Origin of the sequence: Arthrobacter sp. C9C5 (genome assembly GCF_013359735.1) — a bacterium.
Lineage (GTDB): Bacteria > Actinomycetota > Actinomycetes > Actinomycetales > Micrococcaceae > Arthrobacter.
Genome location: NZ_JABFMX010000023.1, coordinates 1 through 23849, shown reverse-complemented (window position 1 = coordinate 23849; position 23849 = coordinate 1). Strand labels below are relative to the sequence as shown.

General features: G+C 64.4%; 18 protein-coding genes. 8 read left to right on the top strand and 10 right to left on the bottom strand.

The window, feature by feature from the left end; translation table 11 throughout:
• The first annotated feature begins 108 nt into the window (after nucleotides 1-108).
• The 4 genes from HNO80_RS15910 to HNO80_RS15895 all read left to right on the top strand — a co-directional run bounded on the left by HNO80_RS15910 (nucleotide 109) and on the right by HNO80_RS15895 (nucleotide 4644).
• The gene (locus HNO80_RS15910) at nucleotides 109-1797 is read left to right on the top strand and encodes a TnsB C-terminal domain-containing protein (protein WP_175323824.1); all 1689 of its coding nucleotides are present in this window, start codon (nucleotides 109-111) and stop codon (nucleotides 1795-1797) included.
• Nucleotides 1798-1799: 2 nt separating this feature from the next.
• Nucleotides 1800-2708: a TniB family NTP-binding protein gene (locus HNO80_RS15905; protein ID WP_175323823.1), complete on the top strand. Its 909-nt coding sequence runs from the start codon at nucleotides 1800-1802 to the stop codon at nucleotides 2706-2708.
• The gene (locus HNO80_RS15900; protein WP_349627376.1) at nucleotides 2705-3907 is read left to right on the top strand and encodes a TniQ family protein; all 1203 of its coding nucleotides are present in this window, start codon (nucleotides 2705-2707) and stop codon (nucleotides 3905-3907) included. Before HNO80_RS15905 ends, HNO80_RS15900 begins: the two co-directional genes overlap by 4 nt.
• A gap of 101 nt (nucleotides 3908-4008) precedes the next feature.
• Nucleotides 4009-4644: a recombinase family protein gene (locus HNO80_RS15895; RefSeq protein WP_175323821.1), complete on the top strand. Its 636-nt coding sequence runs from the start codon at nucleotides 4009-4011 to the stop codon at nucleotides 4642-4644.
• 628 nt (nucleotides 4645-5272) lie between these two features.
• Here the strand turns inward: HNO80_RS15895 and HNO80_RS15890 are convergent.
• Complete coding sequence (locus HNO80_RS15890) at nucleotides 5273-6670, bottom strand: diguanylate cyclase domain-containing protein (RefSeq protein WP_175323820.1); 1398 nt, start codon at nucleotides 6668-6670, stop codon at nucleotides 5273-5275.
• 872 nt (nucleotides 6671-7542) lie between these two features.
• A complete protein-coding gene (locus tag HNO80_RS15885; RefSeq protein ID WP_175323819.1) occupies nucleotides 7543-8109 on the bottom strand; it encodes a hypothetical protein in 567 nt (188 codons plus the stop codon).
• 122 nt (nucleotides 8110-8231) lie between these two features.
• On the opposite strand from HNO80_RS15885, the gene HNO80_RS15880 reads away from it, so the two are divergent.
• Together HNO80_RS15880 and HNO80_RS15875 are read left to right on the top strand one after the other, a co-directional pair.
• Nucleotides 8232-8921, top strand: coding sequence for a TetR/AcrR family transcriptional regulator (locus tag HNO80_RS15880; protein ID WP_175323818.1), 690 nt, complete (start codon nucleotides 8232-8234; stop codon nucleotides 8919-8921).
• A gap of 597 nt (nucleotides 8922-9518) precedes the next feature.
• Nucleotides 9519-10700, top strand: coding sequence for an EAL domain-containing protein (locus tag HNO80_RS15875; RefSeq protein WP_175323817.1), 1182 nt, complete (start codon nucleotides 9519-9521; stop codon nucleotides 10698-10700).
• Nucleotides 10701-10859: 159 nt separating this feature from the next.
• Here HNO80_RS15875 and HNO80_RS15870 read toward each other — a convergent pair whose 3' ends face one another.
• From HNO80_RS15870 to HNO80_RS15850, 5 genes are all read right to left on the bottom strand, one after another.
• Complete coding sequence (locus HNO80_RS15870) at nucleotides 10860-13016, bottom strand: putative bifunctional diguanylate cyclase/phosphodiesterase (protein ID WP_175323816.1); 2157 nt, start codon at nucleotides 13014-13016, stop codon at nucleotides 10860-10862.
• A 37-nt stretch (nucleotides 13017-13053) separates the two neighbouring features.
• Complete coding sequence (locus HNO80_RS15865; RefSeq protein WP_502707873.1) at nucleotides 13054-13392, bottom strand: YegP family protein; 339 nt, start codon at nucleotides 13390-13392, stop codon at nucleotides 13054-13056.
• Between the two features lie 201 nt (nucleotides 13393-13593).
• Entirely contained in the window at nucleotides 13594-14793 is a 1200-nt protein-coding gene (locus tag HNO80_RS15860) for an IS30 family transposase (RefSeq protein WP_175323852.1), read from the bottom strand.
• Between the two features lie 423 nt (nucleotides 14794-15216).
• A complete protein-coding gene (locus HNO80_RS15855) occupies nucleotides 15217-16407 on the bottom strand; it encodes a sensor domain-containing phosphodiesterase (RefSeq protein WP_175323814.1) in 1191 nt (396 codons plus the stop codon).
• Between the two features lie 221 nt (nucleotides 16408-16628).
• A complete protein-coding gene (locus tag HNO80_RS15850; RefSeq protein WP_175323813.1) occupies nucleotides 16629-17327 on the bottom strand; it encodes a hypothetical protein in 699 nt (232 codons plus the stop codon).
• Nucleotides 17328-17983: 656 nt separating this feature from the next.
• Between HNO80_RS15850 and HNO80_RS15845 the strand changes: the two genes are divergently transcribed.
• Nucleotides 17984-18310, top strand: a complete 327-nt coding sequence (locus HNO80_RS15845; protein ID WP_175323812.1) for a histone-like nucleoid-structuring protein Lsr2 — start codon at nucleotides 17984-17986, stop codon at nucleotides 18308-18310.
• 327 nt (nucleotides 18311-18637) lie between these two features.
• Nucleotides 18638-20008 carry a competence protein CoiA gene (locus HNO80_RS15840; RefSeq protein WP_175323811.1) on the top strand — a complete coding sequence of 457 codons (1371 nt, stop codon included), beginning with the start codon at nucleotides 18638-18640 and terminating at the stop codon, nucleotides 20006-20008.
• A 66-nt stretch (nucleotides 20009-20074) separates the two neighbouring features.
• Here the strand turns inward: HNO80_RS15840 and HNO80_RS15835 are convergent, their stop codons facing one another.
• The 3 genes from HNO80_RS15835 to HNO80_RS15825 form a co-directional block, all read right to left on the bottom strand.
• Entirely contained in the window at nucleotides 20075-20668 is a 594-nt protein-coding gene (locus HNO80_RS15835; protein WP_175323810.1) for a recombinase family protein, read from the bottom strand.
• Between the two features lie 20 nt (nucleotides 20669-20688).
• Nucleotides 20689-21945: an IS110 family RNA-guided transposase gene (locus HNO80_RS15830; RefSeq protein WP_175323851.1), complete on the bottom strand. Its 1257-nt coding sequence runs from the start codon at nucleotides 21943-21945 to the stop codon at nucleotides 20689-20691.
• 803 nt (nucleotides 21946-22748) lie between these two features.
• Nucleotides 22749-23849, bottom strand: a 1101-nt coding sequence (locus tag HNO80_RS15825; protein ID WP_175323809.1) for an aldehyde dehydrogenase family protein, incomplete at its 5' end; no start/stop codon positions are given.

Below are 23849 nucleotides of genomic sequence, written 5' to 3'. Positions count from 1 at the left end.
TGTCTCCGTGGTTGTGCAGATGGGTATTGGGCACTGGTTTTTCCGTACTCCTCTGCACTAGGGTCGTTTTTGCTTACTACTCCTCTGCACGGCGAGGGAGGTGGCGGAGTGGATGCGGAATCGGTGCCCCTTCGTGAGCCGGGCACGTTGACGATGCCGGATGTTCTATGGGATCGGGCTAAGTCGGTTTCGGCGGTGATCGCGCCCTTGGCTTCACATGCGGTTGTTGGCAGGGCAGCGGTTGATGCTGCCGCCGCGGCGTTGGGCATATCGCGACGCCAGGTGTACGTGCTGATCAGACGCCAACGCGACGGGTCTGGGTTGCTGACGGATTTGGTTCCTGGCCGTTCCTCCGGAGGGAAAGGAACAGCGCGTCTGTCAGAGGAGGTCGAGGACCTTGTCCGGGTGATGGTGCGGAAGCAGTTCCTGACCCGGCAGAAACGGACTTTGGCTGCGGTGTATCGGGATATTGCTGCGGCGTGCAGAGCACGGCAGCTTCCTGTCCCGGCCCGAAACACGGTGGAGCGGCGCATCCGGGAGTTGAACCCCGTTGAGGTAGGCCGGCGCAGGGGAGGCGCCGATGCGGTGCGGCCGTTGCAGTCTGCTGGGGACGAGGTGCCGGCGGTCGGCTCGATTCTGGAGCGGGTGCAGATCGACCACACTGTGATCGACGTGATCGTCGTGGACGAGCGGGAGCGGCGACCGATTGGTCGTCCGTATTTGACTGTCGCGATCGATGTTTACAGCCGGTGCATTGTTGGCATGGTGGTGACCCTGGAGGCGCCCTCGGCAGTGTCGGTCGGACTGTGCCTGGCGCATGCCGCCACCGACAAACGGCCGTGGCTTGAAGGTCTGGGTATTGAGGCGGGGTGGCCCATGTGCGGGAAGCCGCGACTGCTTTACCTGGATAATGCCAGCGAATTCAAGAGCGAGGCGCTCCGGCGGGGATGCGAGCAACACGGTATCGAGCTGGCCTACCGTCCGCTGGGCCGCCCTCATTATGGCGGGATCGTGGAACGCCTGATCGGCACCGCAATGAAGCAAATTCACGAACTTCCCGGGACCACTTTTTCCAACCCCAGCGAACGGGGCCGGTATGACTCGAACCGGAAGGCGGCGCTGACCCTGCGCGAGCTGGAGAAATGGATGACCCTTGCCGTCACTAACTACCACGGCACCATCCACAGCACGCTGGGGCAGACACCGGCTGGTCGGTGGGCGGAAGGGGTCGCGGCCACAGGTCTGCCAGCGGTGGCCTCGAACCCGACAGCGTTCCTGGTCGATTTCCTTCCCGTCGTGCGTCGTACCCTGACGCGGACGGGCTTCGTGATCGACCATGTCCACTATTTCTCAAATGCGCTGAAACCGTGGATCAGCCGGCGCGAGACGCTTGGGCCGTTCTTGATCCGCCGGGATCCCAGGGACATCAGCAGAATCTGGGTGTTGGAACCAGAGGGGGCTCACTATGTCGAGGTCCCTTACCGGACGATGGCTAACCCCTCCGTGAGCCTGTGGGAACACCGGCACGCCCTAGCGCGGCTACACGAGCGCGGCGTAGCGCAAGTGGATGAGGCGGCATTGTTCCGCACAATCGAGCAAATGCGAGAGATCGCGAACAGTGCCTTGAAGATTACCAAGCGCACGCGCCGCGAGGCCGAGCGCCGCAACGCATCGACGCCACGTCGGGCCGGGACACCCGCCCGGTTACTCCCGCCCGAAGCCGCTGCTGAGCAGGCACCGGACACGCCCGCGGATGCGGCCCAGGTGCCGGTCTTCGATCAAATCGAGCAGTGGTGACCATGCCTGAGTACGAGGCACCGGAGTTGTCCCACCTGCACCTGAGTGTGCGGGACGCGGCACGGTTGCCTGCGAACGAACGGGTTGAATTGATCCGGGCCGACCGGTGGATCGGCTACCCGCGCGCGGTGGAAGCGGTGGCCCGCCTGGAGTCCCTGCTGTCTTGGCCGGACAAACAGCGCATGCCGAACCTGTTGCTGATCGGGCCGACGAACAACGGCAAGTCGATGATCGTGGAAAAGTTCCGCCGGGGACACCCGCCCGTGGCCGAGCCAGAGCGGGAAAACGTTCCGGTGTTGTGCGTGCAGATGCCGTCTGAGCCTTCCGTGCTGCGCTTCTACATCGCGCTCCTGGCCGCGCTTGGGGCACCGCTTCAACCACGGCGGCGGCTGGCTGACGTGGAGCAGATCTTGCTGAAACTGCTGCGCTTGACGGGGGTGCGCATGCTCGTCATCGACGAGCTGCACAATGTCCTTGCCGGGCAGGGCAACAGCCGTCGGGAGTTCCTCAATCTCCTGCGGTTCCTGGGCAACGAGCTGCGCATCCCGATCGTCGGCGTCGGAACGCGGGAGGCATATCTTGCGGTTCGTTCCGATGATCAGCTGGAGAACCGGTTTGAACCCATCGTCCTTCCCTTGTGGAACGCGGGTGTGGACACTCTGTCGTTGTTGGCCAGCTTCGCGGCCGCCCTGCCGCTGCAGCGCCCCTCGGACATCGCTACCGCCGATATGGCGCAGTATTTACTCGCCCGAAGTGAGGGAACCATTGGCGAACTCGCCCGGCTCCTGACGACCGCGGCGATCGCTGCCGTGGAAAGCGGTGAAGAGCGTATCAATCGCCGCACTCTGGTTATGGCTGACTATGCAGGACCTACCGAACGGCGCCGCTTGTTTGAACGCGAACTGATGTGAGACCGCCGGAGCGCTGGCCCCTTCATCCGGCACCTGCAGCAACGGAATCTTTGTCCTCCTGGCTGCGGAGGACGGCGAGTAGCTACGGCATGTACTCCCACCAGCTGCTCGAACACGGACTCGGTCACCGGGAACTCAGCGACGCAGAGCTGGATCTGGACCCGCCAGGTCACCTGCTCGACGAGCTCGCCAAACGTACGGGCCTCGACCAGGACCGCGTACAGGCCATGACCATGGTCGGCTGGGTGCCATGGCTCTTCGACTCCCTCACCCCTGCACCCGATACTTACGAAACCTATGTGCACCAGTTCTCGGTACTCCTGCCACCGGCGCGGCGCCAAATCTATACACCGCGGAAGTGGCTGCCATGGCTCGCGGAAACCAGGGTGCTGCGGGGATGCCGCGAATGCCTGGAGTCCGGCGCGACGATACTGCTCTTCTGGCAACTGCCGCTCATGGCCAGCTGCCCGGTACACCGACACCGGCTCGAGACCTATGAAGGACACCCTGCGGACTACATCAAGTGGACAACTCCCACCCATGACCAGCGGGAACTCCCGGAGTCATTGACCCTGATGGACCGGCGCACCTGGCAGGCAATAACAACAGGATCCGTCGACCTGCCCCGGCGCTCGGTTCACGCCGGAGTCTGGTTCCGGCTGCTGCGGACCCTCCTGGACGAACTCAGCACGGCACAGGGACGATACGGCCGGCAACTAGAGGACGTGCGCCGGGTCTGGGACCACTGCGGCCACCCGTTCCGGGCCGGCCTGCACTCATGGCAACCGTTTGAGACCCTCCACTGGACCAGGCAGCAGCAACTGCTCGAAGCCGCTGCCGCCGCGATGGAAATGGTCGAGGGCGACTCCCTGACCGCCCTGGGTACCTCCGGGTACCTTCTGCGTTCCGAACCGAAGGCACCGATCAGCAGTGGGACCCCGCCCGGATCACCGACAGCTCGCGCGGGCACGCAGAAGCAGCCGACACTGGACGAGCTATGGAATCAGGTGACGGCTACCCGGGATGCGTGCATCGCAGCAGCCAAAACGGATCCAGTGGTCGCGAAGCACCTCTTCGACTTCGCACGCTACGGGTGCCGCAGTCAGGAATCCGTCCGCGGTCTTCGGGACACCTTCGCCGAGCTTGGGATACCCCTTGACTTCCTGTCACAAACAGAAGGAGGACAGCCCTTTGACTGACGTAGAATAAGTAACGGCTTAAGTGACATATTCTGATTTCGAACCAGATTGAAAACTCGGTGTCACTTAAACGAACGTATAAATGACGAAGGGTAAATGCTGTGTTGGTCGGATATGCGCGGGTCTCCAAGGCCGACGGATCTCAGAGCACTGACATGCAGAGAGATGCTCTTCTGGCCGCCGGCGTCAGGCCCGGACAGCTGTATGAGGACAAAGCCTCAGGTAAGAAGGACGACCGACCCCAGCTGGCCGCCTGCCTGAAGGCGTTGCGCGACAACGAGGACACTCTGGTGGTGTGGAAGCTGGACCGGCTCGGCCGGGACCTGAGGCATCTGGTCAACATCGTCCACGACCTGACCGAACGCAGCATTGGGCTGAAAGTCCTCACCGGGCAGGGCGCAGCCATCGACACCACCACCGCGTCCGGGAAGCTGGTCTTCGGGATCTTCGCAGCCCTGGCCGAATTCGAACGCGAACTTATCTCCGAACGCACTCTCGCCGGGCTTGCCTCCGCGCGTGCCCGGGGCCGCAACGGCGGACGCCCCTACAAAATGACGCCCGCGAAACTCCGCCTTGCCCTGGCATCCATGGGCAAGCCCGGCACGAAAGTAGGGGAGCTCTGCAAGGAGCTGGGGATTACGCGGCAGACTCTCTACCGGCACGTCTCACCGGCCGGGGAACTGCGCCCGGATGGGGCAAAGCTCATTTCCAGGAACCAGAGGTTCCCCGCTGGTTAGACTGCCGGCAGGTCGAGTTGGACCGGGCGGGTTTGGCTTCCCCCGACGCTATTATTCGGAATGTGCGTGGCCTTGCAGGGCTGCTGGCAGGAGGGGCGTGCGGGTTGTGGATCCGACAATGGGGGTGCTGAACCTGACGTTCGCGGTGACGGTGGGCCTGGTGTCTGATGTTTGTCGTCTACGCCATCCTTTCCGCCGGGCTTCTGGCGGTGGCGGGGGCCGCCCGACTGGCGAACTTGATCTTTACAGCTCTTTGGCAGGGATTCTCCCGGAGGGCAGCCACGTGTGTGGAGCCGGTCTGCCTCAGGTGACCGAACGCTGCTGAGCACAGCTGGCCGGCGGTTGCAGTGGGGATCTAGCGCGGATGATCTCCAGTGCGTCCATATCCGGTAGCCTGCCGGTGCCTGTGAAGGCGTCCAGAGTCCGGAACAAGCCCATACCCCGGTACGGCCCGCTCACCAGCCGCGGGGGCTGAGCCCGTCAAGCCGAGGAGCCGCAGTCATTGCTAGCAGCTACATTGACTTCGCGCGCACCGGTGGTAGCCGGGCCGTCATGTGGAAAGCCTGGACCGGATTTGAACGCTGAATGCCTTGGGCGGCGACCATTTTGTTCCGGTAGGGACTGCGGGTCAGCTGAGGGGGAAGGTTTCGATGACTGGCCGGTTTCCTCGGCCCGGACCGGTTGGGGGTTGTGACGGGGTGAGGGTTTGGCGCAGTTCGGTCCAGAATTGGGTTGCCGTCGCGGGCATGCGCTGGGTGAGGATTTTTTGGGTGACGAGTGCTTCTGCCCAGTTCTGGACGAGGTCGTGGTGGAAGATGAACTCTTCAAGCGCAGTACCGTGGGGAAGAGTGAGTTCAGCATGGTGGGGGCCGGGGTGCAGGTGGTCGATGGCCCTCAGCAGGGATTCGAGGGTCCGCCGTGCTGTTTCGGGGCCGCGGGTCTGTTCGGGCAAGGTGCCTTTGGTTTTTGCTGTGTCGATCTCTGCGCGCAGGGATCTCGTGTAGCGGGCCCAGGCCCGGGCGTGATCGGGGTGGACCCTCAAGCTGCCTTGATCGCCGGGCGTTATTGCTGTGCCGTGGATGAAGTATCGTTCTCGGCCGGCGTGTTTGGCCGAGTACATTGCCTTGTCGGCGCGCTCCAGCAGCTCTTCGGGGTCTTCCAGCCCGGAGCCGATGGCTATCCCGATGCTGGCGGTGACCTTCAGCTCGGTTCCCGCGACATGGACCGGTGCGGCGATGGCCTCCATGATGCGCCGGGCCATGGGCCCTGCGGTATCGGTCCCGGCGGCGGGGAGCAGGAGTGTGAACTCGTCCCCGCCCGTGCGGGCCGCGGTGTCCCCGGCCCTGATGCAGGCCTGGAGTCGCCGTCCCAGCTCTGCCAATAGCCGGTCACCGGCGGCGTGGCCGTGAGAGTCGTTGACGGGTTTGAACCCGTCAATATCGATGCAGAAGACGAGTAAAGGTTGTGTGCCCGCGGCGCTGGCGGCGACGGCCTGGCTCAGCCTTTCGTGGAGCAGCGTCCTGTTCGCGAGCCCGGTCAACGGGTCATGGAGCGCCTGGCGGGCCAGACGGTCCAGAAGAAGGCGTTCCTCCGTCCTGGCGTGTTCATGGATTCTCCAGTGCAGGGTGCTCGTGAGACAGATGGCGAGGAACAATCCGCTGAGGAAAGGCGTCCACTGCAGGGGCGCCGCCGTGGCCGCGGGATGGTTGTAGAGGTGTCCCGGGGCGAAGAAACCGAGAACACGCTCGTGCGCCACGACTATCACGGATGCTGTCGCGATCGGCGCCCAGTCTTCGTAAAGTGCGACTACCGGGACCATGATGAAGAACAGAAAATGTGCCTCCGTGGTCCCGGAGACGTTCACGGCCGTGGCCGCGAGGACCATCAGCGAAGCGGCGCTCAGCGAGCTGCTGAGCCGCCGGCCGCAAGGGGCCTTCCATGCTGTGATGGCCACCACCGCCGGGATGGCACCGGAAACGAGCGCATCGAGTGAGGGTAAGCCCTGGAGAGCCGCGAACACGCTCACGCCCAACGATGAGGCCAGGGCGAAAAAGACGATCAGGCGATGCCGAAAAGCCCACGCGGCAGGAGAAAGCAGGGAACCACGCGGAAAGATCGTGCCTGCAGAACGAAGCCACTGCGATGTCACCGTCGACGCCCCCATCCCGGACCGAATGAATGCCCGCGCCGCTAACAGGACCGGGGCCCTAACCGCCGGGCCCCGGGGGGACCGGGTACGTCATCCTCTCACGCGGGTCCCCTTTACGGGACCATGGCAGGTCATTTCGACACGATTCCCGGAACCGCGGGCAATGACGGTGCCTGCCCGGATTCCTCCCGGCCAGGACGGCGCGTTTCCTGATCCGGGCCCGAGAACCGCCGCCAGATCCCCGTGCCGGGAACCCCTTGCCGGGACCTCAGAGCCGCCGGCCAATGCCGTCGGGGGCACTCCCGCGGTCCGGAAGGCCCCGTGCCGGTCACTACAACCCAGCTGCGCCCGGCTTGCGGTCCGGAATGATTAAGGACACGAAGTGCATCCCGCGCGGACGTGGCTGAGCCGATGATGGGCAGGGCCGAGGATCAGCCGAGAGTTGCGCCGCCGTCGGTCCGCTGGCAGGCATTCGGGTCGGGCCCGTCGGCCGCCGGGGCGGCCGGATCTGTGAGGGGCGGTTCACCCTCTTCGCGCTCGGGGGTGAATTTTCCGGCGCGGTAGCTGAGCCAGTACCCGCGGGCCGGGCTGTACGTCGAGGGCCGGTGGCTGACCCAGGTACGGTCCCCGTCCCGTGGCGGACGCCACGCCCGGGGCCTGGCTGTGGCCGCGCGTTCGGCGGCCTCGGGCCTCGGGTCCGGGGCCGACGCCGGGACTGGGGTTTGCGGGGGCGGAGTAACGGGGAGCATTCAGTGCCCCGGCTCAGATGCCGGCCATGCGGGGCCGGGGTAGACGGCGCCGTCAGCGGCGTCCATGACCTCAACCGCTGGCAGGTGTGCCGCCGCAGCCCTGTCGCCGGCCGGTGTCCCCCCGATCACAGCCGTGGTCATAGCCGAAGGCGCGCCGGCGAAGTCCCCTCCGCCCGGGAGCGAGGAATCGTCCCGCACAGGTGCTTCCTCACCGGAGAGGAGCCCGATAGCGCCCACAATCTCCTTCGACTCCACGGACGACCCCGCGGGGCCATGGACGGGTGCCGGATCCCGGAAGGCGCCGGGCACCAGCGCCAGGGTCCGGATGGCCTGAAGGTGTTCGGCCAGTGCTGTCTCCGGATCTTCCGGATGAGCGGCGCATTGTCTGCGGAGCGCATCCCTGGCGCGGGCCTGGCGGGGATCGGTCCCTGAGAGGACCTCCGCGATGATGCCGGCGGCCTGTTCGCGTATCTCCGCGAGATGCACCCGAGCGGGCCTCCTGGCCTCAGGAGCAGAAAGTTTTTCGTTTCCGGTCCGTGTCGGCAGCGCCACTGGCTGGATCGGCATTGGCTTCTCCTTTGCTCAACAGCGCCCGGGCGTGATATTCCGGACGGTAGACGGAACCTCGATGGACAAATTTTACAGCGGTACCGACCGGTCTGTCCCGGGTCGGGTGGTATTTTTGAATCATGGATTCCCATACCGGGCCCCTGCGGCCCACCCCTGAAACCTCGGCCGATGACCTGCCCGCCCCCGGCGTCTTGGCTACCGCCCGAAGCGCCGACGTCCGGGGAACCGGAGCGGCGGGCGCACCACCGGCGGGCCCGGATGCCGAAGAGAGGATTCTGGCAGCGGCGTATGGACTCTTCTCCCGCAGGGGGATCCGGGATGTGGGAGTCACCGAACTCATCGACACTGCGGGGGTAGCCAAGGCCACGTTCTACCGACACTTCCGGTCCAAGGACGACGTGGTCCTGGCCTTCCTGGCCCGCCGCGACCAGCTTTGGACCCTAGAGCAGATCATCGCCGGGGCACGGGCCCGCGGAACCACCCCCACGCAACAGTTACTGGCAATCTTTGATGTCTTCGCCGACTGGTTCGCCCGCGAGGACTTCGAAGCCTGCACGTTCATAAACGTTCTGCTGGAAATGGGCTCCGGACACCGGCTCGGGCGGGCCAGCATCGACTACCTTGCCCGGATCCGCGGACACGTCCGGGCGCTGGCCGAGGAAGCCGGCCTGGACCGGGCCGATGAGTTCGCCCGGTCCTGGCACATCCTGATGAAAGGATCCATCATTTCCGCGGCCGAAGGAGACGCCGATGCCGCGGCCCGCGCCCGCCAAATGGCCGGCTGGCTCATCGAACACCACCAGCCCTAGCGGCCCGGCCCGCAGAAAGAAACCGGCAATCGGTGAGGAAGGTATTCGCTGTTCTCAGACTGAAAGGCTTCCGTCATAGTGATTGCTCCCGGGACCTTTGGTCCTTTGGCGCTGCCCGCCGCGAACGGCGGCTTCAGGGCCATGAAATACCGGGGCCGATTGCGCAGCTTGCCTCGATGACCGTATGCCGTTCAGTAACGGGGAGGTGTCACCGGTCCGGAAAGTATCGATCCGGTTCTAACGGATGGATCCGTCGTGGGGCCGCAGCCGGACGACGGTTTCGGCCGCTCCCGGTCCTGGCAGGCGACTGTCTCCGGCGGCGTCGGCAGGGACGGGCCGAGCACCAGGCGGCAGCAGCCCGGCGGTCCGCGGTGCATGGATGAAACCCGTCGCGCGGGGACGCTGTCCGGCAGGCGGACCAAGGCCAAGAGTGCCAGTGAAAAAATCCTCCCTGCAGCGGGTCAGACCGGTCAGTCCCGTTGTAGGCTTCTGCTACGGTCGTCAGCCCTCGCGTCCCAGGAAATCTGGAAGACGTCAGCGGATGACCGGCTTTGTGTTCCGGGCTCAGCCGGAACCGGGGAACAAAAGGAATAGCCAATGTCGATAGAGCCATCGTCTTTTCCAGAACACACCGATACGGCAGATGAGGTGGAACCGGAGGACGACCCGCCCTGTGGTGGGGCGTCCGGTATACGCCGTCAGGCGGCCGAGATCATCGATGCGGTGCTGTCCGCTTCCGAGCCGGAGCGCGCTGAGGTCCGGGATCAGCTGCGCCGGTGCCTGGCGGCCCATCCGGGCCGGCCGGAGGCGGCGCTCGTGGAGCACCTGCTCGCTTTGAGATCCTTGACCGGGTTTCCTGCTGGAATATCGGACCTACCGTTGCCGGGCGGCGCAACGCCGCCGCAGCCACTGGACGCAATCCCGTCCCAGCAGATGGAGGAGAACGTCAGATCGAGGATCGAGGCGGTCCTGCAGGGCCGGATGCTGGTGACAGCCTTCCAGCCGATCTCTGACCTCTCCAGTCGGGGAGTCGTGGGTGTCCAGGCTTTAACACGCTTCCTCAGCGACGGCCGCGATGAGGCCGCGGGCTGGTTCGCCGAAGCCAGGGACCAGGACTTGGAAAGCGATCTGGAATTTGCGGCCATGGAATCGGCCCTCACCGCCGCCAGGCTCCTCCCGGACCACCTTTACGTGGCACTGAAACTCTCCGCGGCCACCTGCCTGGACCCGCTCCTTCCGGGAGTCCTGGAGGAATCAGCGATTGCTCCAGGGCGGCTGGTCCTGGAACTCACCGAGGCTATGACCCGGGAACAACCCGCCGCTCTGGTTAAGGCATTGGCTCCATTGCGCAGGAGCGGGGTCCGGCTCGGAATTGATCACGCCGGATCCTACTTCACGTCGATCCGCCATATCAGGGAACTTGAACCGGACATCATCAAACTGGACCGTACCCTGGTAGCCGGAATTGATACGGATCCGCTCCGTTCCTCACTGGCTGAGGCCATGATCGGGTTCGCCCGCCACATCGATGCCGTCGTGACCGCAGAGGGAATCGAAACACCCGAAGAACTGTCAGCCGTCACCGGTCTCGGAGCGACAGCCGGCCAGGGCTATTTGCTGGGTGCGCCCACCATCCGCCCCGGGGATTGGAGCAACTGGACCCCCGCAGAGGACCTTCAGGGGCCCATCGTTTCCGGCACCGGATACCGTCGGCGGGGCTCCGAGACTGGCACCGGAACCCTGGACGTCCCCATCCCGAAGGCCCGGCAGGGTTCATAGTTTCCGCACCGTCTGCACGAACAGCGACGGACCGAGGGCCGAAGATTGCCGTGTCCGCGATCTGCATCCGGCCCGAAGGCTTCACGCGGTCGTCCGGTTCCCTGGACGCCGGGACGGGCCGGGCAGTTCCCGGGGCCGCGCTGGTTCTTCCGTGTTCTATTAGCTCTGGGATTTTGCTATGGCGGGGTTGAGCTCCCTGATCCGCTGTGCGGCATCGGTTTCGGCCGTGGGCAGGTCTTCGGCGGGGACGGGGCGGGAGAAGTAGTACCCCTGGAGGGAGTCGCAGCCGAGGCCGAGCAGGTGCAGTGCCTGGGCCGGGGTTTCCACGCCCTCGGCGGTGATGCGGAGTCCGAGATGGTGGGCCATGGCCGTCATGGAGCTTAGGATCGGCAGACTCTCGTTCCCGGTGATGATGACGGAGACGAACGAGCGGTCGATTTTGAGGATGTCGACGGGAAGGTCCTGGAGCCTGCCGAGGGAGGAATAGCCGGTGCCGAAGTCGTCGAGGGCAACCCGGATTCCGTGACCGCGCAGCAGGGTCAGCTGGGCGGTGATGTGCGGTGCGGGGTCCAGGAAGACACTTTCGGTGACCTCCAGGATCAGCTGGTCCGCCCGGACTCCGGTAGCGGCCAGGGTCTCCAGGACGGTGCGGGCGTAACCGGGTTCGCGCAGCTGCACGGCGGAGACATTCACCGCTGCGCGGCGTTCCTGGTCCCGTTCGAGCCATGGCCGTAACCGGGCGCAGGTCTGGGTGAGGACTTCCTGCCCGATCGCGTTAATCAGCCCGGTACTTTCGGCCGCGGGGATGAAGTCCGAGGGCGGGACGAGACCTTCTGGCCGGTCCCAGCGGACCAGGGCCTCGACCTGGGTGACCCGGGCCGATACGGCGCTGACGACGGGTTGGAAGTGCACCGTGATTTCTTCGCGGTCAATGGCGCGGCGGAGGCCGGTTTCGAGCTCGTTGCGGGCCAGCAGGGCGGTCATCATGTCCGGGTGGAATCGCTGGTAGCGGTTCTTTCCCGCCGCCTTGGCGACATACATGGCAATGTCGGCCCGCCGCAGCAGGTCCGGGGCCTGGAGGCCGGTGTCGGCGCTGATCAAGCCGAGGCTGATGCTGGGGTGGAGTTCATGCCCGTGCAGGGTCATGGGCAGGTTCGCCGCGGCGACGGCACGGGCCGCCACGGCGTCGGGATCGGCCGTGGAGGTCAGGAGGATGACGAATTCGTCGCCGCCGAGCCGGGCAACGGTATCGGCCGGGCCGACGCACCGGCGCAGGCGGCTCCCGACTTCGGTCAGCATCTCGTCACCGGCCTGGTGGCCAAGGACGTCGTTGACTTCCTTGAAGTTATCCAGGTCCAGGAGCAGCACATGGATACCGTCGCGTTCCGGTGCGGTCAGTGCTTTTTCGAGGCGTTCACGGAACAGTGCACGGTTGGGAAGGCCCGTGAGGTGGTCCCTGAACGCGAGGAGTTTCAGTTCCTCGGTCTGCCGGGCGACGTCTTCCAGCGCCGTTTTGGCCTGGTCCTGGGCCTCTTTGCGGGCGCTGATGTCCCGGAAGCTCCAGACGCGCCCGACGATGGCATTGGCGACCCGCTGTGGCCGGGAGTACCGTTCAAAGGTCCGGCCGTCGCGGAAGTGGAGTGAGTCAAGGCTCTCGGCAGCGGGGTCCGCGTAGAGTTCCCGGACCTTTGCCACGAATGATTCCGCATCGGTGAGCTGGTCCAGGACGAAATCCATGACCTTTCCGTCGTCGTGGGATGCCAGCAGATCGGCAGGGATTCCCCACATCGTGGCAAAGCGTTCGTTGGACCCGGCGATTCTCCCGCCGGAGGTCACGACCAGGATTCCGTCTGCGGTGGATTCAAGGGTTGCGCTGACCATCGAGAGGGCCTCGCGCAGGGCCGCGTCGCTGCGTTTGCGTTCGGTCACGTCCCGGATCGATGCCACAATCCCGGAGTGGCCGGGACCGGGCAGGGGTGAGAAGTTAATCTCCATCGGGAATTCCGTGCCGTCGCGGCGCAGTCCGAACAGATCAAGATCCGTCCCCGCCTGCCGCACGCCCGGATCGGTCGCAAAAACGTCCCGGAGATCTTCGTTGCATCCCTGGAACCTGCCCGGCAGCAAGGTCCGGTAATGGCGGCCCAACAACCAGTGCCGGCGGTAACCGAACAGGGCTTCGGCAGCGGCGTTGAGGTAGGCAATCGTGCCCTGTTCGCCGATGACGACCAGCGCATCCGGGCCATGCTCCGCGAGATCAGCGAACGGAGCGCGAAGCAGATCCGCATGTGGCCCGGTTGTTCGGGGCTGCGCCGTCATCGTCCCGGCCCCGCCCAAGCCGTGATCAGCAGCCGCATCATGCTCTCCTGCCCACATTAATGAGACTCCCGCTACCTGGAAAGAACTCGCTTCCGGCCGGCGGCGCCATCGCAGGAACAGGGGAGCTGATCTCCGGCACAACGCAAGGGGTGTCGCGGCGGACCGCGCCTGACACGCCGGTGTAAGGGACAGCCGGACGGGCCCTGGGGCTGAGATCGGTGATCAGTGCTGTTCCCGCGCTTTCGCGCACGTCACGGATTCCGGCTATGGCGGCCGGCTTGTCGTCGAAGCTTCGTGATACGGCAACGACCATCCCGTCGGGGCCTTTCAAGCGGAACCGGTACCGTGATTCCGCGTCGAGAAAAAGCTCGAACATACCCGCCATTGGTTATCCCCCTCGGGGACCTCCGCCCCCTGCTGCGCTTTTCGCGCCGGGCGCTGACGACGAACCGGTTTCGGCTCCGCTGAGGCCCGGCACCCCCCAATCCGTCGGATTGCCGATGTTTCCCGAAGGGTCACTCATGAATCATGAATGACTCTCAAAGTCAATTGGTCGTTGCAACATGCCGGGGTGGTGTCATGCTGCGGCGGCGATCAGTTGGCGCATGCGTTGTTTGGGTGTTTCGAGGTTCAGTGTTGGGCGGGGCCGGTTGTTGAGTTTGTCAGCGATGGCCTCGAGGTCCTCGGCGGTGAAGGTTGAGAGGTCTGAGCCTTTCTCGAACCAGTGCCGCAGCAGCCGGTTGGTGTTCTCGTTGGTCCCGCGCTGCCATGGTGAGTGCGGGTCGCAGAAGTAGACCCCCGCGTCCAGGGCCATCTGGATGCGGGGGTACTGGACCATCTCGGAGCCCCGGTCCCAGGTCACGGTTTTGACCAGCTGGTCCGGGAGCCGGCGCATCTGGGCGATCATCGCGTCGGCGACTTCCTGTGCGGTATGCCGTCCGGGCAGGTGCAGCAGAAGCGTGTATCGGGTGCTGCGCTCGACCAGGGTGCCGATAGCGCTGCGGCCGTCCTTGCCGATGATCAAATCGCCTTCCCAATGCCCTGGCACCGCCCGGTCGTCAACTTCGGCAGGTCTCTCTGAGATCTTGGGAGCATCCCTGTAGTGCTGGCCTGCGTTTCCCCGGGGCCGCTCACCGCGGGGTGTTCGCTTGCTCCTGCTGGTACTTAGGCAACGGTAGAGATCCTTGCGCAGCTCGCCCCGTCCCTGGACATAGAGGCTCTGATAGATCGATTCATGACTGACCTGCATGCTCTCATCGTGACCGAAGGTTTGCTTCAGAACCAAGGACACCAGTTTCGGAGACCAACCATCATCCATGGCATCCTCGACGTATTTGGCCAGATCAGGGTTCTGAAGCCTGAACGCTTTAGGCCGCCGGGCACGCTCATGAGTGCGGATCTGCGCCACATCGGCCTGGTACGTCCCATCCTCACCCCGGTTCCGCCGGATTTCCCGCCAGACTACCGACCTGTCCCGGCCGATTTCCCGGGCGATCACCGCGGCCCTGGCGCCCTCCCGGACCCGAATCATGATCACCGCCCGATCCACCAAATCAAGCCGGTTGGACCCGGGCCGCACAGCCGGCACCGGACCGGCTTCAAGGCCTCCATCAACTCCCATACGCATCCGCATGCCGCCAGCCTTACCCATCCAGCCCTGGGTGGTACTGCGCCACACTCCTATCCGGGCAGAAGCCTCCTTAACCGAGACCCCCTGCCGGATCAGGGAGAAAAACTCATCCTTCAGCGCATCGGGCGCCCGATAACCACTCGGCATCACAACCTCCAAAAATCAGAATGTTGCAACGACCGTATGATTTTGCGACTTCATTGCCCCGGGCAAGTGACTTTATCCACACTTGGGGAAAACTTGTGCCAAAACAGCGCAAAGTCGAGCTGAAGTCTGGTAGCCATCCGGGAGACTCTGCAAACGTTCGGGTTATGGATGGCCACTTGTGGATACGGGCCGGCACTGGCTGACCTTCTTTCGAAGTCCACGCCCAACAGGCACGGGAGCTGTCCAACCATGTCTGACGTATTCGGAGACCAAACCAGCATCTGCGCTACGGCGGCGGAACCCGGCTTGTGCGGTGGGGGGCCGGCTTGGGCCGGGCACGAGAGATTGCCGCCTCCGGCGTCCTTGAACATGTCCGGTAGGTCAGGTCGGGCCGGTCTGTCGGGTACGTCCGGCTCGGGGGTCCTAGGCCTGAAGCAGGTCTGCCGGGTCGGTGCTGGGCCGTCCCAGCAGGTAGCCTTGGGCGGCGGTGATGCCAAGTTCCCGGGCAGCGTCCAGGTCAAAGGAGGTTTCGACGCCTTCGGCCACGGTCGCGGCACCGAGATCTCCTGCGAGGGCGACGAACGCCCGGGCCGCGCTGCGGCGGGAGTGGTCGGTGGCCATGCCGTGAATGAGGGAGCGGTCAATTTTGATCACGTCGGGTTCCAGTTCCACGATGTGGTGCAAGGAGGCGTATCCGGCGCCGGCGTCGTCGATGGCCAGGCGCACCCCCTGTTCGCGCAGGGGTGCCAGGCTGCGTCTGAGGGCTTCGTAGCATTGCACGGCGACGGTCTCGGTGACTTCAAGGACAATCCTGCTCAGATCTATCCGGGCCCAGAGGTCTGCACGGGCGGACAGCTCGAAAACCCCGGCCGGGCTCAGGTTCACCGCGAGATACTGCCCGGCGACCAACCGGGGAAGGACCGCGACCGCGTGCCGCACGGCAAGGGCCTCAAGCTCCACCCCGAGTCCGACGGTGTGGGCGGTCCGGAAGACGATATCCGGAGCGCCGACCGGGAACCGGGATAACGCCTCCACACCAAGGCGCCGGCCATCGCGCAGGCTGATGACCGGCTGGTAGGCGATCGTGACTGCTTCCGCTGCCAGGATCCCGGCAATGGGAGCCCGCTCCCGGGCCAGTCGTTGCTGGCTGTCGAGTTCCTCGACCAGTAGTTCGGCGAGCATGGACATGAAGCCCACATCGCGGGCGCTCAGGGACTCGGCATTATGTCCCAGACAGCAGAAGGTGCCATACAGGCTCCCGTCCGAGAGCCGCAAGGGAACACCGATGTAGCTGCCGATGCGCCGTTCGAGGGTGGTGTCCAGGGCGCACACCAGCGGTTCGGCCAGACTGTCCGGTACGGCATGAGGAATGTCCCCGGCAACCATTTTCTGGCAGTAGGTAGTGGGCAGGTCAGGTCCGTCGCCAAGGATGATGCCGAAGGATTCCGCCTCGCCGTCCGCGGCCCGGTAGATCTGCTTGCCGGCGGTGAACTCCGAGAGGAATGAGACATCCATCTGAAGATGCGTCCGCGCCAGCTCCAGAACCCGTTCGATCTTCAGATCGGCCAGGCCGGTGAGGGCCCCGCCGGATGGTGCAAGTACCTCGGTGTTCATACGCGGCCCCCCCCGACCAGTGACGGACGCCTCGGAAAAGCGCCCCGATGCGGCCACCCTAGCCCATTCCGCATGGATCCAACAGCACCCCGGCGGCCGTGGTGGTCACCGCATCACCTGACCAAATCTTTTACACCGGCACCGTGTCCGACCATGCTGTGCGCCGGGGACCCGTGGAGCCGATACCGTAGCCTCACCCCGTGGCGGTGCCGATAGAAGCGTCAACCGGGCGGGCGCGCGGTGTAACGCTCACTTTCCGCCACGGCTTGCCTGTAACTCTTGATAATGCCGTGGCCTTCCCCATGGCCTAACCCTGAAATTTCACGTTCGCCTGCCGGCAGGACCAGCCGGAGCGTCTCGCCGGCGGTTTTCTTACCCAGGGAAATGCCCTGGATGGAGCCGTGAGGCACATCAAGGACGAGACCCGCACTGGCGTCGCCGTCCCCGAAGACCAGGAAACGCGTGCCCGTCAGGACGACATACCCTCGATGATCCCCGAGTTGTCCGTGGCCGACGGCGCGGACGGATTCATTCCTGCCCAGTACACCGACCACGTTGCGCCGTTCCTTCACCTCGCCCAAGACGAGACCTGCCCTCGCCGCGGCGGACAGCAGCCCGTGGTAATACACGACCCCCTCCGGCAGCTTCTCCTCAATGCCGAGAAGGTGCTCCAAGTGCCCGGTCCCCTGATCATCCGCGGTCCACGAAATTTCCGTTCCCCTGGCAGAGGCCGAAGCGGAGCCGGTCAACCGCGCCGCCCTGCGCCGCCAAAACAGGGAACGCGGCACACGAACACAGACCTCTGCCACCCCGCCGTCCTCAGGGCTGAACCCGGCATCGGCGGCGGCCCGAATCACGAGCCGCAACGCCGCTTCGACGTCCCCAAGTACCGTCCAGCGGACCAACACCGCAACCGCCATCTGTTCCCCCAACCTACGCTCGCCCCACAGCGCGGGACAAGGAACGGGAGACCGGACGCTTACCCTCCCGATGACCGAACCCAGGGGAAACGACCCTACTCCCTGCAAATCCAAGAACCGAAACAGATAAGCACCCCATCCCGCCATCCCCCACTCCACCAGAGACACATGCCGAAATGATCTTTCTGACCCTAGCCGCCAGGCCATTCGCTGACTAGATCCAGGACAAGACCGCCTTGTCCAGAACCGAGAGTTCGCCCATTCGCAAAGGACTTTCGACATTCCATGCAGACAACTTCGGAAAATGGAAACACCAAGCAGTAATCCGCGATGCGGCGCCCTGGTGTCGTCAGGGCCCCGCGAGTCAGAAAACTCACTCGGGCGCTCCCGCTCGGACAAGCAGTGCAGGCGACTTCTGACATTCCGTGCAGACGACTTCTGAAACTGACAGAGGCGTCCCCTTCGGCGCTCATGCGCAGCGGCAGAACTCGACTACGGAACCTTCGGGGAGATTATTTGGCAGAATCCCGAGAGAGATGAGTTTCGCGGGGCCCACGGGGACGCACGACGGTGGTCCCCGAGTGAAATAGTGTTGAACTCAAAGACAGGCGTTGGCATGGGGGAGCAGCACCGCTAGACCGAGCAAAGGAACCCCATTGGCCCGCAAAGTTCATGTTCAACTGATAGATGACATTTCAGGCGAAGACGCCCAGGAGTCTGTCCGATTTGCCCTCGATGGCGTCGAATACGAAATCGACCTGGCCGAAGAGAACGCAGCGATGCTGCGCAGAGCGCTGGAGCCGTACATTGCCCGCGGCCGGCGTATTCGGGGCTCCTCAGCCGGCCGGAGCGGCGGGAACACGACCTCCAACCGGGAACAGACGCAGCGGATCCGGGAATGGGCCGAGGCGAACGGCCACAACCCCAGCGCCCGCGGCCGCATTAGCCAGGACATCAAGAAGGCCTACGACGAGGCCCACTAAGCGGACCTCCGGCCTGACTATCCCTTGGCTGAGCCGCAGCCGACCGAGCAAGGGGTGTGGGGCTGCATCGGTTCGCCGGGCCAGGGGAGTTGCAGCTGTGAACCTCGATGTTGTCAGCGTGCGGGAGCGTCGATAGAACGTCGAGCGAGACATTCCGGGGTATCGGGCAATCTGGGTAGCCGGTTTGCTTCCTGGGACTGATGAGTCTTGCCGGCCATTTCGCAGGCGCGTTCAGGAAGAATCTGTCTGATGCCCTGCAGATGAGCCTCCGTGTGGTGAAATCCCCTGTGAAGGCCAGAACCTCTGGCCGCTGAGGGTTGGGGGACCATGCTGCTGACTGCAATGCTCGATGGGAGTCGGGTCTACGCCCCAACGTTCACCGCTGAAGCGTGGGCGGAGCTTCAGCGGTCAGAGGACCGCAAACGGATGGTCATGCCGGTCTGTAACGTACGTGCCGTCGCCAAGACCCGCGGACCCCTCACCCGCTATTTTGCGCATCACAGGAAGCGCGACTGCGAGGTAGACCATGGCGGAGAATCACCTCAACATCTGGCCATGAAGGAAGCTTTGAAGCTCGGCATTGACCGGGTGCCTGGTTGGCACGCGATCGTCGAACACCCTCACCCGTCCCGGGAATGGATTATCGACGTCTTGGCCGAGTCTGATGACTTCTCTAGGCGAGTCGCATTCGAGGTGCAGCTGTCATCCCAGACGCCGGAGAACTACTTTGCACGGTCCCAGCGCTACTTCGACAGCGGAGCGTTTCCGGTCTGGCTCATCCCACGGCAGCTCGAGTACCACGAGACAAAGGTTCCAGTAGTGGTGACGGGCTTTGGTAAGACGTCCGAGGTTCCGGATGACCCCTCTGAACTGCTTGCTCTGCCTGCGGACCAAGATTTTGTCATGACCGGAGGCAGTGTTGGTGTCTTCGTTGAGGCACTGCTCCGGCAGGGGCCGTCCTGGATACACGGAACCCCGAATGCCCAGGCGGAGGCTCGAAGGGCCGTTGCTGAGGCTGTGGCCGTCGCTGCAGAAGCCGAGCGCATGAAGCAGGTAGCAATCAAGCAGCAAATCGAGGCGATGAACGACCTTTCCGCTTCTCCCGAATCGGCTTTCGGGCGCCACACCGTGCGCACCCGAATGGATATTTATCTCTGGGGCAGTCTCACCTGCTGTTGGGGGTGCGGAGAACCGATGCTGGTCTGGGATGCACGCACGTGGGCCTGGGGCGGCGGCATACCTGCACTCAAATTAAAAGCTGCGGTCGATCAGAAGCGACTCGAGAACCACCCAGAGGTTCACCGCGCGGTGGATCAGTGGATTCGGGCGGCAAAGCCCGATGTCCCGAAAGCAGCCATCAAAAAGAGGCACACCAAGGCGAGCGGCCGGCTCTACAGCGCGTTCGTCTGTCCATATTGCGACAGCACGATGGGCCAATTTTTCATCGCAGCCATCCGTCCGGAAAAGTGGTCAGTCTTAGGCAACCCCGGCGCCGTACCGCCGCTGCTCCCTGCAGCCGTCCCCCCGCCGGTCCCCGCAGCCGTCTCTCCGCTGGCCCCCGCAGCCGTACCGGCCACCAAAATCTCTGCGGCAACCAGTTCGCCTGCGCTCTCACGATGCCGTATCCACGAGATTCCAAGGGAAGAATGCGATTGGTGCCAGAAGCGGCCCTCGCCGCGCTTGGGGCGGCGATACTGAGTCTCCGTTTTCAACGATGCCAGCCGGTGTCGTGAGCGAATCTGTGGAATCGCGGAAGCGAAGAGGCTAGCCGTTCTGTCCGACCGGAAGGGCTTGGGACCGTCTGTAGAACGTCGCGCGGGACATGCCGAGATCGCGGGCAACCTGAGCAGCAGGCGCGCCGCCTTCGACCAGGCGCACCGCGCTGCGGATCTGACTGTCCGTGATCCGCCGGGGCCGTCCACCCAAGTCCAGCCCGGCTTGCCGTCGTTTGCTGATGGAGTCGGTGACGCGTTCGCGTTTGATCTCGTGCTCCATCTGGGCGAGAGCGGCCATGACGGTAAACAGCATCGACCCCATCGGCGTCGAGGTATCCACCTCGCCCCCGCCCAGATTCAGGACCCGAAGGCCGGCCCCGCGGGTCCGGAGTGCGTCGGCGAAAGCCAGCATGTTCTGAGTGGAGCGCCCGAGCCGGTCCAGGGTGGTGATGACGAGAGTGTCACCCTCGACGAGTGCCTCCAGTGCCCGGTCGAACTGTGGCCGCGAGGAACGAGTCCCGGAGACGCCATGGTCGATGTAGAGGTCATCCCGTCGGACGCCGGCGGCCAGAAGGTCTGCCTCCTGCCGGTCAGTGGACTGTTGCCGCGTCGAAACGCGCGCGTAGCCGATCAGTTTCGCCATGCCTGCTCTCAGGGTGTCTACTAAGAAAACGAAGGTGAGCTCCCCGCGGAAAGGGGGGTGAGGTTGGGCTCGAATCCGAGCGCTACCATTCGGCGTTGGAGGCGTTTCCTGGCGCGTTCGGGGTTGGTTTTGTCGTAATGATCGATGCCGAGTTCGTCGTAGGCGACTCCGTCGTGGAGCATGTTCCAGACGATCACGAGCAGCGTGTGTTGGAGCGCGACTACGGCACGCAGCGCGCCGGCATGGGACTGAATGCGACGGTATTTCACGGCGAGGTAGGTCGTTTTTGATCGGGACACGGCCAGGGCGGCGATTCCCAGTGCGGCTTTGAGGTAGTGGTCGCCGGGTCGGGTTTGGGTGGACTTGACCCGCCCAGCGGATTCATTTTGGCTCGGACATACTCCCGCCCACGATGCCAGATGGCCCGCAGTGTCAAAGACGTTCATGTCCACGCCGGCTTCGGCGATGATGACGTTAGCGACATTCTTAGAAATCCCAGGGACGGTCATCAGCAGCTCCCGGGCAAGCGAAAAGGGTTCCATCACTAGGTCGATGCGGGTGTCGAGGGCTGCAAGGGTCGCTTCGATCTGATCAATGCGGTTCAGATGCAGGTGCACCATGAATGCGTGGTGGTCGGTGAAGCGGCCGGTGAGGGCTTCGACCAGCGCTGCGGATTTGCGGCCCATCGAGGAGTGCGCCAGCGAAGCTAAGGCCTGCGGGTCACGTTCTCCGGATACGAGAGCGTTGAGGATGCTGCGGGCGGATTGGGTGGTCAGCGTGCTGACGACTGAGGACAATTTGATGCCGGAGTCCTCCAGCGCTTTTTCCATTCGTGAAAATTCACGGGTGCGCTCATGAGTCAGGTTCGATCGGGTCCGGGTCAAATCCCTCAACTGACGGATCGGCTCTGGTGGCACGAAACTGGCCCGCAGGAGATTGTGGGCGGCGAGCTCCGCCAGCCACGTCGCGTCGGAAACATCACTCTTCCGGCCCGGGATATTCCGCGCAGCTTTGGCATTAACCAGTTGCACGTTCAGCGACTCCGCCAGCAGGAAGTAGAAGGGTTTCCAGTAGTCGCCGGTGGCCTCCATTACGACCACCGTGACCGCGGCTGCCTCGAGATCACGGCGCAGACGCAGGATCTCATTCGTCGTGGCCCCGTATGTGGCAACTGTCCTACTGGACGTTCCTGCCCGCGTTCCCGGTATCCGGACGCAGACCTTCGCATCACGTTTGGAGATGTCCATTCCCGCGGCACGCTCGTGCACGATGTCCATCATTTACTCCTCGCATCCGGTCCAACAACACCACCGGCCGGCAGTGTTAGGTGCCGCGGGAAGGGCGGGGAAATGATTCAGGAATCTACTAAACGGGCTCGTCAACCCCAGGCTGTTGGGTTAGCGGCACCAATCCACGGTTCCCGTGGAAGCCCTCCACACCATGCTCATAAACAGGCTCTGAGCACTAAGACACAGCGGCGTCGACCGCGGCACCGCCAATCATCCGACGCTACCCAAGCCAGCCACAAGGCCGTTTTCTCAAGCCCCCAACGCCGCGGAGCGGCTCCCCAGCTCATAACTAATAGTGAATACACCGATTCAACCAGATGGTTTCGAGACGTAGTTATGAGAATCGCGGTCGCCGGGAAATGTCCCGAGAATTGGCGGAATCCTGCTGTCGTCGTCGTGGCCGCGGCGAGGTCCGGTGAGACGTCTCGTATCCCATGCGTTTTGAAACACTGAGATGGCGCGGGAACCGGCAGTGGGCGGCATGTTCCGCCGGCTCCAGCACTCGTAGCAAGCTGTCCCCGGCTTTCGTTTGGCCCGGACGAGGTGCAGCTTTGCGGTTCAGTGGCGCCCGGGCGGCAAGCACCCTCCTTGCCAGCCGGCAGCCTCCAAAGGCTGGTTGAGGCCGAACACGGCCAGGATTTTCCTATGTTTGGTCAGAGTCCTTTGGAGCAGCGTTTCGTCGGTGGGGAGGGTCTTGCCGGAGCCTCACACGAGTTTGAGCAGGAGGCCACCGCATGATGTTCTGACCAAGCCCAATGGAAAGGGAGATCTTTACGTCTATCAGTAGAGCCCTAGAAGGGGTAGGGCGCGATCTGCGGGCGCATGGTGAGCCACTGGACTTCGGTGAACGCCTCGATGTTGGCGGTGGCTCCGCCGAACCGGGATCCGGTCCCGGAGGCGCCTACCCCGCCGAAGGGGGCGTTGGCTTCGTCCATGACGGTCTGCTCATTGATGTGCACCTTGCCTGAGTGGACCCGGTCTGCGAGGTCCATCGCCGTCCCCACGTCGCCCAGGATGCCGACGGAGAGGCCGTACTCGTTGGCGTTGACCAGTTCCACCGCCTCATCAAGGGTGGAAAACTTGATGACCGGGGCGACGGGGCCGAAGATTTCCTCGGCAAAAGCCGGGTTCTCCTGGCTCAGCTCCGACAGGACCGTGGGCTGGTAGAACAGCCCGTCATGGGTGCCGCCTGCCGTGAGCCGGGCGCCCGCCTGGAGGGCGTCTTCGACGATCGCATGGATGCGCTTCAGCTGCGACTCGTCGATGATCGGGCCCAGGGCCACGGTGCCGCTGGCCGGATCGCCCACCGGCAGCTGCGCGGCTTTTTCGCTGAGTGCGGCGACATACGCGTCGTACAGGGACTCGTGGACCAGGTGGCGGCCGGTGGTCATGCAGATCTGGCCCTGGTGCATGAAGGAGCCGAAGGCGCCCGCGGAGGCAGCCTTGGCGACGTCCGCGCCGGGGAGCACGATCAGCGCGTTGTTGCCTCCGAGTTCCAGGTGTGCGCGCTTGAGGTGCCGGGCCGCTGCTTCGCCGACTCTGCGGCCGGCCGCCGTCGAGCCGGTAAAGGAGATCACCCGGACCTCCGGGGCCTCGACCACGGCGGCGCCCGTCTCCGCACCGCCGGGCAGCAGGGAGAGCGCACCCGCCGGCAGGCCGGCCTCCTCGAAGACCCGCATGAGGGCGACGCCGCCGCATACCGCGGTGCGCGGGTCCGGCTTCAGCAGCACCGTATTGCCCAGGGCCAGGGCCGGGGCGACCGAGCGGATGGACAGAATCAGCGGGAAGTTGAAGGGGGCGATCACGGAGACGACGCCGGCGGGCCGGCGCCGTGCGAACGACCAGCGCGCGTCATTGGAGGTCAGGACTTCGCCGGCGGGGTGGGAGGGCAG

Coding starts and splice junctions, on each gene's coding strand:
- HNO80_RS15830 (WP_175323851.1), bottom strand. CDS start 21,945: ATGGACATCGTGCACGAGCGTGCCGCGGGAATGGACATCTCCAAACGT.
- HNO80_RS15835 (WP_175323810.1), bottom strand. CDS start 20,668: ATGGCGAAACTGATCGGCTACGCGCGCGTTTCGACGCGGCAACAGTCC.
- HNO80_RS15850 (WP_175323813.1), bottom strand. CDS start 17,327: ATGGCGGTTGCGGTGTTGGTCCGCTGGACGGTACTTGGGGACGTCGAA.
- HNO80_RS15905 (WP_175323823.1), top strand. CDS start 1,800: ATGCCTGAGTACGAGGCACCGGAGTTGTCCCACCTGCACCTGAGTGTG.
- HNO80_RS15840 (WP_175323811.1), top strand. CDS start 18,638: ATGCTGCTGACTGCAATGCTCGATGGGAGTCGGGTCTACGCCCCAACG.
- HNO80_RS15860 (WP_175323852.1), bottom strand. CDS start 14,793: ATGCCGAGTGGTTATCGGGCGCCCGATGCGCTGAAGGATGAGTTTTTC.
- HNO80_RS15865 (WP_502707873.1), bottom strand. CDS start 13,392: ATGTTCGAGCTTTTTCTCGACGCGGAATCACGGTACCGGTTCCGCTTG.
- HNO80_RS15875 (WP_175323817.1), top strand. CDS start 9,519: ATGTCGATAGAGCCATCGTCTTTTCCAGAACACACCGATACGGCAGAT.
- HNO80_RS15885 (WP_175323819.1), bottom strand. CDS start 8,109: ATGCCGATCCAGCCAGTGGCGCTGCCGACACGGACCGGAAACGAAAAA.
- HNO80_RS15880 (WP_175323818.1), top strand. CDS start 8,232: ATGGATTCCCATACCGGGCCCCTGCGGCCCACCCCTGAAACCTCGGCC.
- HNO80_RS15870 (WP_175323816.1), bottom strand. CDS start 13,016: ATGACGGCGCAGCCCCGAACAACCGGGCCACATGCGGATCTGCTTCGC.
- HNO80_RS15855 (WP_175323814.1), bottom strand. CDS start 16,407: ATGAACACCGAGGTACTTGCACCATCCGGCGGGGCCCTCACCGGCCTG.